This is a genomic window from Pseudomonas sp. Z5-35, assembly GCF_051131945.1.
Classification (GTDB): Bacteria; Pseudomonadota; Gammaproteobacteria; order Pseudomonadales; family Pseudomonadaceae; genus Aquipseudomonas; species Aquipseudomonas marvdashtae.
Genome location: NZ_CP071640.1, coordinates 4,798,419 through 4,811,458, shown reverse-complemented (window position 1 = coordinate 4,811,458; position 13,040 = coordinate 4,798,419). Strand labels below are relative to the sequence as shown.

The window sequence follows — 13,040 nt, the reverse complement described above, 5'->3', positions numbered from 1 at the left end:
GGTTGATGTATCAGTGCTCGTCGCCGGCATAAGGGTCGGGATGACCCAGCTCGGCAAGCAACGTTCGTTCCAGTGCTTCCATTTCCTCGGCTTCGTCATCTTCCATATGGTCGTAACCGAGCAAATGCAAGCAGCCGTGGATCACCAGGTGAGCCCAGTGGGCTTCGGAGGTCTTGCCTTGTTCGGCGGCTTCACGCTCCACCACCGGGACGCAGATCACCAGATCGCCCAGCAATGGGATATCGAGCAACTCGTCGGGCACGTCTGCAGGGAACGACAGCACGTTGGTGGCATAGTCCTTCTGACGCCAGGTGTGGTTCAGCTCGCGGCCTTCAGGTTCATCCACCAAGCGGATCGTCAGTTCCGAGTCGGCGCTGCGCTGGCGCAGGGCCAGTTCGCACCATTGGCGGAACTGGGCTTCGCTGGGGGAAGGTTGCTTGCTGGCTGGTTGCAAGTCGAGTTCAAGCATCGTGGCGCTTGCCCTTGTCGGCGGGCATGGCCTCGTCCTCGCGGTTCTCGAAGCGCTCGTAGGCTTCGACGATGCGCTGCACCAACGGGTGACGCACGACGTCCTTGGGCAGGAAATGCGTGAAGCTGATGCCCGGGACGTCCTTGAGCACCTGGATCACGTGGTTCAAGCCGGACTTGGTGCCGCGCGGCAGGTCGACCTGGGTGATGTCCCCGGTGATGACGGCGGTGGAGCCGAAGCCGATTCGGGTCAGGAACATTTTCATCTGTTCGACGGTGGTGTTCTGGCTTTCGTCGAGGATGATGAAGCTGTTGTTCAGCGTGCGACCGCGCATGTAGGCCAGTGGCGCAACCTCGATGACCTGGCGTTCGATCAGCTTGGCGACGTATTCGAAACCGAGCATTTCATACAGCGCGTCATAGAGAGGGCGCAGGTAAGGGTCGATTTTCTGGCTCAGGTCGCCAGGCAGGAAGCCAAGTTTTTCGCCCGCTTCGACCGCCGGGCGCACCAGCAGGATACGTCGCACCTGTTCACGCTCAAGCGCATCGACTGCGCAGGCCACGGCCAGGTAGGTCTTGCCGGTACCGGCCGGGCCGATGCCGAAGTTGATGTCGTTGCCCAGGATTTCCTTCACGTAGCGCTGCTGATTCATGCCTCGGGGGCGAATCATGCCTTTTTTCGTGCGCAGGGCCACCGCAGGTTCCGCGGGGGCGTGGTTGTCGAGTTCTTCGACAGCCGATTCCTGCAGGAACAGATGGACCATGTCCGGCGACAGCTCGCTCCCCTTGGTTTCCCGGTAGAGACGACGTAGGAGGTTTTCCGCGGAGGAGGTGTGTTTGGGTTCGCCGATCAGTTCGAACTGGTTTCCGCGGTTGCGGATCTCGATGGCCAGGCGCTGTTCGATCAAGCGCAGATGCTCGTCGAATTGCCCGCACAGATTGGCGAAGCGGCGAGCCTCAAAGGGCTCGAGAATGAAACGATGTGGTTCGATGGGTGCGTTCAAGGTCGTTTTTAGCCGCCCAGGGGCAATTAAGATGAAATCAAGGATAGCGCCAGTAGGCTGGGTGCGAAAGCTCTTAAACGGCGCAATCCGATAACAGGGGCTGACAATTGATCGTGGACTCAGATTATTGGACCAGCGAGCCGCGCAGGGAGTGCGGTTGTGCAGCGTCAATGTGCACGTCGGTGAACTGGCCTATCAGCGCCGGGGTATCGCAGCGGAAGTTGACGATCCGGTTGTTCTCGGTCCGGCCCTGCAGTTCGCCCGGGTCTTTTTTCGAGTAGTCGGTGACCAGGATCCGCTGGATCGACCCGACCATTTGTCGGCTGATTTCAAAGCCCTGCTGATTCAATCGATGCTGCAAGGCGTTGAGCCGTTCTTTCTTGACCTCCTCCGGCGTCTCGTCCACCAGGTCGGCCGCCGGAGTGCCGGGGCGCTGGCTATACACAAAGGAGTAGGAGAAGTCGAAGCCGACGTCTTCGATCAGCTTCATGGTCTGCTGGAAATCTTTCTCGGTTTCGCCCGGGAAGCCAACGATAAAGTCCGAGCTGATGCAGATGCCCGGCACAGCAGCCCGCAGCTTGCGCAGCTTGGATTTGTATTCGAGCGCCGTGTGGTTGCGCTTCATCGCCGCCAGGATCCGATCGGAGCCCGATTGCACCGGCAGGTGCAGGTGCTTGACCAGCTCAGGTACGTCGGCGTGGGCCTGGATCAGGCTGTCGGAGAACTCCAGCGGATGCGACGTGGTGTAGCGGATGCGGTCAATACCGTCCACCGCTGCCACGACCCGGATCAGTTCGGCGAGGTCCGCCAGGCGCCCATCGTGGGTCAGGCCGCGATAACCATTGACGTTCTGCCCCAGCAGCGTCACTTCGCGCACGCCGTTTTCGGCCAGGTGAATGATCTCGGCAATCACGTCGTCAAACGGCCGGCTGACTTCTTCGCCCCGCGTGTAGGGCACGACGCAGAAGGTGCAATATTTACTGCAGCCTTCCATCACCGATACATAGGCACTCGGGCCGTCGATGCGCGGTTCGGGCAGGTGGTCGAATTTTTCGATTTCCGGGAACGAAACGTCCACCTGCGGCAATTTGGTCGCGCGCGCGGCGTCGATCATCTCAGGCAGGCGATGCAGGGTCTGCGGGCCGAAAACCACGTCTACATAGGGTGCGCGATCACGAATGGCGGCGCCTTCCTGGCTGGCCACGCAACCGCCCACGGCAATGACCATTTCCGGGTTGGCCAGCTTCAGTTCGCGCCAGCGGCCCAGTTGAGAATACACCCGGTCCTGGGCGCGTTCGCGGATCGAGCAGGTGTTGAGCAGGATCACGTCCGCGTCTTCGGCGCGAGCGGTGACTTCCAAGGCCTGGTGTTCACCCAGCAGGTCAACCATGCGCGAGCTGTCGTACTCGTTCATCTGGCAACCGTGGGTTTCGATGTAAAGCTTCTTGGCCATGGAGGGGTCATCACCTGATTCAAAGAACCGCGCATTATAGGCAACAAGTCCCCGGGTTCCTACCGCTGTGCGAGCAATGGCTATGGTATAGTTCGCGCCCTCATTTTTACCCGCCGATGTGTTTCGCCAGCCATGACCAAACGTGAAGCTCCAATCTACAAGGTGATTTTCCTCAACCAGGGCCAGGTGTTCGAAATGTACGCCAAGCAGATCTATCAAAGTGATCTGTGGGGCTTCCTGGAAGTCGAGGAATTCGTCTTTGGCGAGCGCACGCAAGTGGTCGTCGATCCGAGCGAAGAGAAGCTCAAGGCGCAGTTCGAAGGCGTGGTGCGCAGTTTTGTGCCGATGCATTCGATCGTGCGCATCGACGAAGTCGAGCGCCTGGGCACACCGAAAATCAGCGAAGCCCGTGGCGCGGTCGGCAATGTGATGCCGTTTCCGATGCCGATGCCTGAGAAGTAAACCTGTCGCTGAATCCCCTCGCCACAGGTCTGTGATGGATCAGGGCAATGGCGAGAAGGGCGTGCGCCCGTCGGCGTTTTGCAGTTCCATCAAATATTTGCGAAAGATCTGCCCCAGTACCTGGGTCGCCACCTCCAGCTCGTCACGGGGCATTTGCTCGGCAACTTCGTCGGCGGTGTCCAAGGCTTCTTCGGCGCCGTTGACCGCCGCCATCTTCAAGACGATGTAAGCTTGGACGTTGTTGGCCGGCACGCCTTCACCATGAAAGAACATGCCGCCGAGCTTGTATTGCGCCTGGGCATGACCTTGCAGGGAGGCTTTTTCGAAGTAGCTGAGGGCCAGCTTGAGATCGCGCGGCGCGGCCTTGCCATCGTAGTAGAACTCACCCAACTCGTATTGCGCTTGTGCGTCACCGTCGTCGGCCGCTTTTCGACAGGCGTCGAGTGCCGGTGCGAGATCTTGTGGCTGGGTGTTGAGCGTGCAACGGCCCATTGCCGGGATCAACAACGAGTTACCGCCTGCCTGTGCGTGAGCGAGCAGGGGCTGAAGGACCAACAGGCAGCCCAAGGCAAGGGTGCGGCCGGTGCGGTTCATGAGAATCGACTTACCTCTGAGGGGCGCGTGGACCCACCGGGGGATCCAATAAGCGCGCATTATGAAATAAGCAGGGCCATCCTTACAAAGTCTTTACTCGTTTTTCTGCTGCGAGGGAACGGCGGCGGCCGCTTCTCGGGTAAATACGTAGGAAAAAGCGCTAGAGCTATCGGCAATCACTGACGCTGCTGTCAGCCAGCGTCAGTTATCCACAGGTTCACTTCAGCGCAGCAAAGGCCCGTTCGGCCGCATCAAGGGTGATCTTCAACTCCGCTTCACCATGGGCGATGGAGGTGAAGCCGGCTTCGAAGGCACTTGGCGCCAGATAGACGCCGCCGTCGAGCATCAAGTGGAAGAAGCGCTTGAATCGATCGGCGTCGCTGGCCATCACGTCGTCGAAGGTCACGATGTCATCGGCACCACTGAAATACAGGCCGAACATGCCACCGGCTTGGGTGGTCACGAACGGAATACCCGCCGCATCGGCGCGCACTTGCAGCCCATCGAGCAGGCGAGTGGTGAAGTCGGTGAGCTCGGCGTGGAAGCCTGGGCGGCTGATCAGGCGCAAGGTGGTCAGGCCCGCGGCCATGGCCAGCGGATTGCCCGACAGCGTGCCGGCCTGGTACACCGGCCCCAGCGGGGCGATGCATTCCATGATTGCGCGCTTGCCGCCGAAGCAGCCCACCGGCATGCCGCCGCCGATGATCTTGCCAAAAGTGCTCAAGTCCGGCGTGACGCCGTAATGGGCTTGGGCGCCGCCGAGGGCAACGCGGAAACCGGTCATCACTTCGTCGAAAATCAACACCACGCCGTGTTGGTCGCACAGGCTGCGCAGGCCTTCGAGGAAACCTGGCGCCGGCGGTACGCAGTTCATGTTGCCGGCCACCGGTTCGACGATGATGCAAGCCACTTCCTGGCCGACCTCGCCGAGCATTTTCTCGACTTCTTCCAGGTCATTGAACGGCAGCGTCAACGTGTGCTTGGCGAATGCCGCCGGCACGCCCGCAGAGCTCGGCACGCCTTGGGTCAGCGCGCCGGAACCGGCCTTCACCAGCAAGCTGTCGGAATGGCCGTGGTAGCAGCCTTCGAATTTGATGATGCTGTCGCGGCCGGTATAGCCGCGCGCCAGGCGGATCGCACTCATGGTCGCCTCGGTGCCGGAGCTGACCATGCGCACCATCTCCATCGACGGCACGATAGAACAGACCAGGTCGGCCATCTCGGTTTCCATCGCGGTCGGGGCGCCGTAGGACAGCCCGTGTTGCAGCTGCTTGCGCACCGCGTCGAGCACGTCCGGATGACTGTGGCCGAGAATCATCGGACCCCACGAGCCCACGTAGTCCACGTAGCGCTTGTCGTCTTCGTCGGTGACGTACGCGCCTTCGGCGTGCTTGAAGAACAGCGGGGTGCCGCCGACGCTCTTGAATGCACGAACCGGAGAATTCACGCCGCCGGGGATGTGTTTTTGAGCATTGGCAAACAAGGTTTCGGAACGGGACATGGTAGTACTCTCGAAATCGGAAATGACTATTTGGTTTGCAGCAGGGCGTTGAAGGCGCGGGCGCGGCGTGTCACTTCAGCTGTGCTGTCGGCGCCGAACAGGCCGTGGACCACCGCGAGCAGATCGACCCCGTGAGCCACCAGCGGGGCGGCATTTTCCAGGGTGATGCCGCCGATGGCACACAGCGGTATATGCAGTTTGATGCGCGCCTGTTCGAGCAGTTCAAGGTTTGCCGCAGGCGCCCCGGGCTTGGTGTTGGAATTGAAGAAACGCCCGAACGCAACGTAGCTGGCGCCTTCGCGGACGGCCTGTTCAGCGAGCTCCAGGCTGGCGTGGCAGGTGGAGCCGACAATCGCCTTGTGCCCGAGTAACGCCCGCACCGGCGCCAATGGGCCATCGGTCTGGCCCAGGTGTACGCCGACGCCCAGGCGCGCGGCCAGTTCGGCGTCGTCGTTGATGATCAGTTGGGTCTTGTAGCGCTCGCACAAGTTGCGCAGCGCTTCGGCCTCTCGCAGACGCCGGGCTTCGTCGCTGCTTTTGTCGCGGTATTGCAGCAGCGTCACGCCGCCTTCCAGCGCTGCTTCTACATAGGCGAGGAATTTCCCGGCCAGCAACTGGCTGTCCGTCACGGCATAAAGGCCACGTAGTTTCATTCCACAGCTCCTGTGCTATGAGCAGAAATCCAGCGGCAGGCGACGCGGTACGAACTGGCCTTTGCCCAGTTGTTCGGCATCGCGCAGGGTGCGCCAGGTGTAGTCCAGCGCGGTCTTTACCGCGCTGGCGAGCTGTTCACCCTGAGCCAGCCGGCCGGCCAGGGCGCTGGCCAGGGTGCAGCCGGAACCGTGATAACTGCCAGGCAAGCGCTGGCAGGTGAAGGTCTCGCGGCGTCCGTCGCGGCTGTACAGGCGATTGTGGACTTCATGCTCGTCGCCGTGACCGCCAGTGATCAGCAGGTGCTTGACGAAGGGCAACAGTTTTTCGGCGCACTCATCGGCGCTGCCTTCGGGCAGCTCGGCGAGGATGCGCGCTTCCGGCAGGTTGGGCGTGGCAATGATCGCCAAGGGCAGCAGGCGCTCGCGCATGGCGTAGCCGACTTCATCCTTGCCCAGCCGTCCGCCACCGCCGGCGCGCAGCACCGGGTCGCAGACCATCGGCAAATGCGGGTGCGCCTGGAGCAGCTCGACCACGGTGTCGACCATTTCCAGTGAGCCGAGCATCCCCAGCTTGACCGCCGCGACGGGCGAATCGTTGAGCACGGCATTGGCTTGCGCCAGCACCCACTCACGATCGAGCACGCGGAAATCGGTCACGTTGACGGTGTCTTGCACGGTCAACGCGGTAACGGCCGGGGCGGCATGACATCCCTGGGCAAGCAGGGCTTCGATATCTGCCTGCAAGCCGGCGCCACCACTGGGATCGTGGCCGGAGAGACAGAGGACAACGGGGCGAGAGCTGTAGATATTCATGGTGCGCGAGCTTATCACCAAACCTCTTTTATCGGTGATCAAGCTCAGCGGGTTTTATGCTGGACTGCTTGTGTTGGTGCTTGTCCCTCCGCCACGTTCGACCGCCAGTCGCCGACCTGACCAGAGCAACAGCTCTATCTCAATGCTTTTACTCTGAAACGCCCGTTATAGAGCCTTCTGTGGGAAAGATTTCCATGGTGCAAATTGGCCATCAACGGCTATGCTAGGTATGGATCCAACCAATAACAGGTAATGCCGGTTTTACGTCTACTCAGGGAATGGGGGGCTTCCTGACTCAACCGGACAGGCCACGCTGGGGCTTAAATGCGCTATTTGCTGATGTTGCTGCTGTGCTTGCCCCCCTTGGCAAGTGCCCTCGAATTTGATGAGTTTACCCAAAGCCTGCCTCTGGGCCACGCCCTGCAGGTGTTTGAAGACTCCAGCGGCACGGCCTCCATCGAGGACGTCCTGGCCCAGGCTGCGGCGAGTCGTTTCAAATCCCATGACAAAGCCACGCTGAACGCAGGCTACTCACGGTCGGCGTTCTGGCTGAAAGTCGACTTGCATTATCGCCCTGGCAATCCGGCTGCCCAGCGAACCTGGCTGCTGGAGCTGGCGTATCCACCGCTGGATCACGTCGACCTGTACCTGCCCAATGACGCCGGAGCGTATCGCCTGGTTCGCCAGACGGGCGACGCGCTACCGTTCGCCAGCCGTGAGGTTCGCCAGAACAATTACTTGTTCAGCCTGGATTTTCAGCCTGATCAACGCCGGACCGTCTACCTGCGCCTGCAAAGCGAGGGTTCGATCCAGGCGCCGTTGACGCTGTGGTCGAGCACCGCTTATCTGGAACAACAGCCGGTGCGCTTGTACGTGCTGGGGATCATTTATGGCGTGCTGCTGGGAATGCTGGTCTACAACCTGTTCATTTACCTGAGCGTGCGCGACACCAGCTACCTTTATTACATCTTCTACATCGCCTCGTTCGGTCTGTATCAGCTCTCGGTCAACGGCGCGGCGGTCGAGTATTTCTGGCCGGACAACCCGTGGTGGGCCAACGCCGCGACACCGTTTTTCATTGGCTGCGCGGGCTTGTTTGGCAGCCAGTTCGCCCGCAGCTTCCTGCAAACCGCCGAACACAGCCGCTGGCTCGATCGATTGTTGCTGGTGCTGATTGCCTATAGCGCGGTGGTGGTCGGCTTGTCGCTGATGGCCAGCTATGCGTTGGCGCTGCGCCTGGCGACGGCGCTGGCGCTGGTGTTTACCGTCGTGATCTTCACCGCCGGGCTGTTTGCCTGGTGGCGAGGCCTGCGGGTGGCGCGTTATTTCATCATCGCCTGGTCGGCGTTTCTGCTGGGTGGCATCGTCAATACGATGATGGTGTTGGGTTATCTGCCGAACATTTTCCTGACCATGTACGCCAGCCAGATCGGCTCCGCCATCGAAGTGGCGCTGTTGTCCCTGGCGTTGGCGGACCGCATCAACGCGATGCGCGAGCAGCAGGCCCAGACGCTGTTCGACGCCAGTCAGAAGCTCGAAGTGCTCAATCAGCAACTGGCCCACGGCAACAAGCTCAAGGATGAATTCCTTGCCACGTTGACTCACGAGCTTCGCACGCCAATGAACGGTGTAATCGGCTCCCTGGAGCTGATGGAGACCGTGGAGATGAACGAGGAATTGACCCAATACCAGCAGACCGCCGCCGGTTCGGCGCGGGACATGATGCGCATGGTCAACGGCATCCTCACCCTCACCGAGTTGCAGGCCGGCAAGCTCAAGGTCTATCCGGCACCGTTCAGCCTGCGTGGGGTGATCGACGCCTTGCAGGTCCAGTTTGGTGCCAACGCAGCGGCCAAGGGCCTGGACTTCAGGGTGGACGTGAGCCCCGGCCTGGCGGATCGCCTCCTGGGCGACAGCGGCAAACTGGCCCAATGCCTGGAATGCCTGTTGGACAATGCCATCAAGTTCACCCGCGCAGGCGGCGTCGCGCTGCGAGTCACTGGCCGGCCGTCGGAGCTCGATCGGCTGGTGCTGTCTTTCGCCGTGATCGACACCGGCATCGGTTTTACCGACCTTGGCGAGGCAACTCTGTACCAGCGCTTCTTCCAGCTCGACGGCTCGATGACCCGCGAGTACGGCGGCCTCGGTGTGGGCCTGGCGATCTGTCGGCAATTGGTCGAGTTGCTCGGCGGACGTCTGGCCCACACCTCGGAACCGGGCCGCGGCAGTCGTTTCCAGCTGGACGTGGAATTCGACATGGCGCTGCCGGCGGCCGTCCCGACGCCTTTCTCATTCAATGGGCGCCGGGATTCTCGCCGGCCCCAGGATTGCACGGTATTGCTGGCGGACGACAACAACATTGATCAGTTGGTCATGCGCGGCATGTTGCTCAAGCTGGGCTATCGGGTGCGCACGGCTGACAGCGGTCGCGCAGCCTTGGACCTGCTACAGGGCGACAGCTATGACGCGGTGCTCCTCGATTGCCAACGGTCACCGCTGGACGGCGTGTCGCTCTGCTGCCAAGTCCGTGCGCTGTCCGGTTGCGAGGACTTGCCCGTGCTGGTGGTCAGCCCGAATATTGACCAGGAACGTTGCCCTTCGGGTGCCTTGATCGATTACTTGAGCAAACCGGTAAAGTTCGAGGTGCTCCAAGCCATCTTGCAACGGCGAGTGCTTGGTCCGAGACAAGGTGAAAGCGCCGATATTTAGGCGGATATGCCACTTTGATCGGTCAGGGGGCGGTGCTTAACTGAACCCCTGTTGGCCGACCGAAAGAGCCCCGTCATGAACCTGCATCAGTTCGCCGAAACCCACGACGTCACCAACCAGCCTCCCTCCCTGGACGGCGCCAACCTGTACCGCATCGATCTGCCGCTGCAAGAGTGGTCGCAGCGTTTCGGCGCCGGTTGGGCGCAGGCGCGGATCGATGCCTATGGTGCCTTGGCCGGCGGACCGTTGATGGAAGCGGGTTTCCAGGCCAACCAGAACAAACCGGTCTTTTCCAGTCACGACCGTTACGGCCATCGCATCGATCTGGTGGAGTTTCATCCCGCCTACCATCAGCTGATGCGCACCGCCGTCGAGCATGGCCTGCCCAGCTTGCCCTGGGCCCATCCGCAACCCGGCGCCCATGTCGCCCGTGCGTCGATGACCTATCTGCACAGCCAGGCCGAAGCCGGCACCGGCTGCCCGTTGACCATGACTTTCGCCAGTGTGCCCGCGCTGCGCCTGCAGCCGGATCTGGCCGAGCGTTGGCTGCCGAAAGTGCTCGCCACCGAATACGACCCGCGTAACGTCGGCATGGCCCATAAAGTCGGGGTCACGCTCGGCATGGCGATGACCGAAAAGCAGGGCGGCACCGACGTCAGGGCCAACACCACCAAGGCCTATCCGGTGGGTGCCAGCGGCCCGGGCCAGGCCTACGAGCTGGTGGGCCACAAATGGTTCTGTTCGGCGCCGATGTGCGATGCCTTCCTGACCCTGGCCCAGACCGACAAGGGCTTGACCTGTTTCCTGTTGCCGCGCCATCGCCCCGACGACACGCGCAATCAGTTCTACATCCAGCGCTTGAAAAACAAACTGGGTAACTGTTCCAACGCCTCCAGCGAAGTGGAGTTGCGCGGTGCCCTGGCCTGGATGGTCGGTGAAGAAGGCCGAGGCGTGCCGACCATCATCGAAATGGTCGCCATGACCCGCTTCGATTGCATGGTCGGCTCCAGCGCCCTGATGCGCCAGGCATTGACCCAGGCCAGTCATCATTGCGCGCACCGCAAGGTCGGTGGCAAGTTGTTGAGCGAACAGCCGCTGATGCAAAACGTGCTCGCCGACCTGGCGCTGGAAAGCGAAGCGGCGTTGGCCTTGAGCCTGCGCATGGGCCGGGCGTTGGACCATCTGAACGATGAGCACGAGGCCAAGTTCGCCCGGCTGGTGACGGCGGTGGGCAAGTACTGGATCTGCAAGCGCGCCCCCGCGATGATCAACGAAGCCGCCGAATGCATGGGCGGTGCCGGCTACGTTGAAGACAGCATCCTGCCGCGCCTTTACCGCGAAGCGCCGGTCAACTCGACGTGGGAAGGTTCTGGCAACGTGCAGTGCCTGGACGTGCTACGGGCCCTGTCCAAGGAACCGGGCGTGCTCGAAGTGCTGTTCAGCGAGTTGGGCGACGGCCACGGCGACAAGCGTCTGGCCGGGCATATCGACCAACTGCACGCGGCCTTCAAGGACACCGACGACATCCAATACCGCGCCCGGCAATTGACCGAAGACATCGCCGTCGGCCTGCAAGCCCGGCTGCTGCTCGAAGCGGGCAACAGTGACGTCAGCGATGCGTTCATCGCCAGTCGCCTTGGTTGTGGTGGCAGGGTCTACGGTGCACTGCCGCGTGGCTTGAATGTCGAGGCCATCGTCGCCCGGTCAACGCCGCAAGCGTTTTAGGCGCCACCGTGACGCTGTTAAGTGATAGCGCCCAATACGCCACTGTTCCCGTCGGACCACGATGCAGGCAAGATGAAGGCCTGCAAGTCAGAACACAGGAAGCTGATCGTGACCGAAGCGTTTATTGTCGTTCAAACCGCCGAGCAAGCCGTGGACCGGCTGGCGGCCCTGCACGAGCGTGCGACCACCGCGCTGAACCAGGCGCTCAAGCGCTACCTCAAGGACCGCATCGAGCCGGACGTCGAACAGCGGGCGTTGTTTCGCTACCCGGCCCTGCGCCTGACCTACCACTGCCATGGCGAAGTCCCGCAGACCACGCGCGCCTACGCCAAGGTTCAGTTGCCCGGCACCTACAGCGTCACCGTCACGCACCCGGCCGCGTTTCGCAAATATCTGCTGGAACAGCTGGTTCCGCTGATGCATGACTTTACCGTCACTGTCGAGGTGGGCGTCAGCGAGCAGAACATTCCTTATCCGTACGTGGTGGAGCAGGGCGATGAGCTGGCCGGTTCGGGCGTGACCGCCGCCGTGCTGGCGCGGGTTTTTCCCAGCACCGACTTGTCGGCCGCCACCGATGGCATCGCCGATGGCTTGTACGACTGGGAGAACACCGACCCGTTGCCCTTGGCCCTGTTCGACGCCGCGCGGGTGGATTTTTCCTTGCGCCGACTGGTGCATTACACCGGCAGCGACTGGCGCCATGTGCAGCCGTGGATCCTGCTGACCAACTATCACCGCTATGTGGACCAGTTCATCGTCCATGGCCTGGAGCAGTTGCGCAGCGACCCGCGTTTCGTGCGTATGGTCCTGCCGGGCAACGTCATCATTGACAAGAACATGGACCACGGCGAAGCGTCTGCCATCGCCGCTGGCGTGGTCTGGCACCGCTACCAGATGCCGGCGTATCACTTGCTGGCCAGCGACGGCCACGGCGTGACCCTGGTGAATATCGGCGTCGGCCCGTCCAACGCCAAGAACATCACCGACCACCTGGCCGTGCTGCGCCCGCATTGCTGGTTGATGATCGGCCACTGCGGCGGGCTGCGGCAGTCCCAGACCATCGGCGACTACGTGCTGGCCCACGCCTACATGCGTCGCGATGGCATTCTCGACCGCGTGGTGCCGCCGAATATTCCGATTCCGGCCTTGGCCGAAGTGCAAATGGCCTTGCAACAAGCGGCGGCCAACGTCACCGGGGAAAAGGGCGACGAACTGAAGAAACGCCTGCGCACCGGCACCGTGCTGACCTACGACGACCGCAACTGGGAACTGCGCTGGGCCCAGGAACGTCCGTTGATCAATTTGTCCCGCGCCGTGGCGGTGGACATGGAAAGCGGCACCATCGCTGCCCAGGGTTACCGTCTGCGGGTGCCTTATGGCACGTTGCTTTGCGTCTCGGACAAACCTTTGCACAGCGAGATCAAGCTGCCCGGTTCGGCCAACGCGTTCTATGAGCGAGCGGTCAACCAGCACCTCAAGATCGGGATCGCGGCGCTGGATCTATTGCGCAACGAACTCAACTCGTTGCACTCGCGCAAACTGCGCAGCTTCGACGAGCCGCCGTTCCGCTGATGCTGTTCTCAATGGTGGTTATTTAACGGTCGGGCCACTAGCATGGTCGGCCCTGACCGTTAGATGATGTCGTTGCCGCCATGCCC

At 61.7% G+C, this 13,040-nt stretch carries 11 protein-coding genes; 4 read left to right on the top strand and 7 right to left on the bottom strand.

Annotation, left to right across the window (positions count from 1 at the left end; translation table 11 throughout):
- Positions 1–10 precede the first annotated feature (10 nt).
- From ybeY to miaB, 3 genes are all read right to left on the bottom strand, one after another.
- Positions 11–469: an rRNA maturation RNase YbeY gene (gene ybeY, locus J3P95_RS22120; RefSeq protein ID WP_434558763.1), complete on the bottom strand. Its 459-nt coding sequence runs from the start codon at positions 467–469 to the stop codon at positions 11–13.
- On the bottom strand, positions 462–1,472 hold the full coding sequence (locus J3P95_RS22115) for a PhoH family protein (protein WP_434558762.1): 1,011 nt from the start codon (positions 1,470–1,472) through the stop codon (positions 462–464). The genes ybeY and J3P95_RS22115 overlap by 8 nt, the downstream gene beginning before the upstream one ends.
- A gap of 124 nt (positions 1,473–1,596) precedes the next feature.
- Complete coding sequence (gene miaB / locus J3P95_RS22110) at positions 1,597–2,925, bottom strand: tRNA (N6-isopentenyl adenosine(37)-C2)-methylthiotransferase MiaB (protein ID WP_434558761.1); 1,329 nt, start codon at positions 2,923–2,925, stop codon at positions 1,597–1,599.
- Positions 2,926–3,057: 132 nt separating this feature from the next.
- On the opposite strand from miaB, the gene J3P95_RS22105 reads away from it, so the two are divergent.
- Entirely contained in the window at positions 3,058–3,387 is a 330-nt protein-coding gene (locus tag J3P95_RS22105; RefSeq protein ID WP_003185742.1) for a DUF1820 family protein, read from the top strand.
- Positions 3,388–3,426: 39 nt separating this feature from the next.
- Here the strand turns inward: J3P95_RS22105 and J3P95_RS22100 are convergent, their stop codons facing one another.
- From J3P95_RS22100 to J3P95_RS22085, 4 genes are all read right to left on the bottom strand, one after another.
- On the bottom strand, positions 3,427–3,981 hold the full coding sequence (locus tag J3P95_RS22100; protein WP_434558760.1) for a tetratricopeptide repeat protein: 555 nt from the start codon (positions 3,979–3,981) through the stop codon (positions 3,427–3,429).
- A 217-nt stretch (positions 3,982–4,198) separates the two neighbouring features.
- Positions 4,199–5,482, bottom strand: coding sequence for a glutamate-1-semialdehyde 2,1-aminomutase (gene hemL, locus J3P95_RS22095; RefSeq protein ID WP_186638667.1), 1,284 nt, complete (start codon positions 5,480–5,482; stop codon positions 4,199–4,201).
- A 26-nt stretch (positions 5,483–5,508) separates the two neighbouring features.
- Positions 5,509–6,135, bottom strand: coding sequence for a thiamine phosphate synthase (gene thiE / locus J3P95_RS22090; protein ID WP_434558759.1), 627 nt, complete (start codon positions 6,133–6,135; stop codon positions 5,509–5,511).
- 15 nt (positions 6,136–6,150) lie between these two features.
- The gene (locus J3P95_RS22085) at positions 6,151–6,948 is read right to left on the bottom strand and encodes a hydroxymethylpyrimidine/phosphomethylpyrimidine kinase (protein ID WP_434558758.1); all 798 of its coding nucleotides are present in this window, start codon (positions 6,946–6,948) and stop codon (positions 6,151–6,153) included.
- Positions 6,949–7,272: 324 nt separating this feature from the next.
- Between J3P95_RS22085 and J3P95_RS22080 the strand changes: the two genes are divergently transcribed.
- The 3 genes from J3P95_RS22080 (at position 7,273) to amn (ending at position 12,954) form a co-directional block, all read left to right on the top strand.
- Entirely contained in the window at positions 7,273–9,657 is a 2,385-nt protein-coding gene (locus J3P95_RS22080) for a 7TM diverse intracellular signaling domain-containing protein (protein ID WP_434558757.1), read from the top strand.
- Between the two features lie 75 nt (positions 9,658–9,732).
- Positions 9,733–11,382: an acyl-CoA dehydrogenase family protein gene (locus tag J3P95_RS22075; RefSeq protein ID WP_434558756.1), complete on the top strand. Its 1,650-nt coding sequence runs from the start codon at positions 9,733–9,735 to the stop codon at positions 11,380–11,382.
- 72 nt (positions 11,383–11,454) lie between these two features.
- Positions 11,455–12,954 (top strand): AMP nucleosidase, encoded by a 1,500-nt coding sequence (gene amn, locus J3P95_RS22070; protein WP_434558755.1) that lies wholly within the window; start codon positions 11,455–11,457, stop codon positions 12,952–12,954.
- The last annotated feature ends 86 nt before the right edge of the window (positions 12,955–13,040 follow it).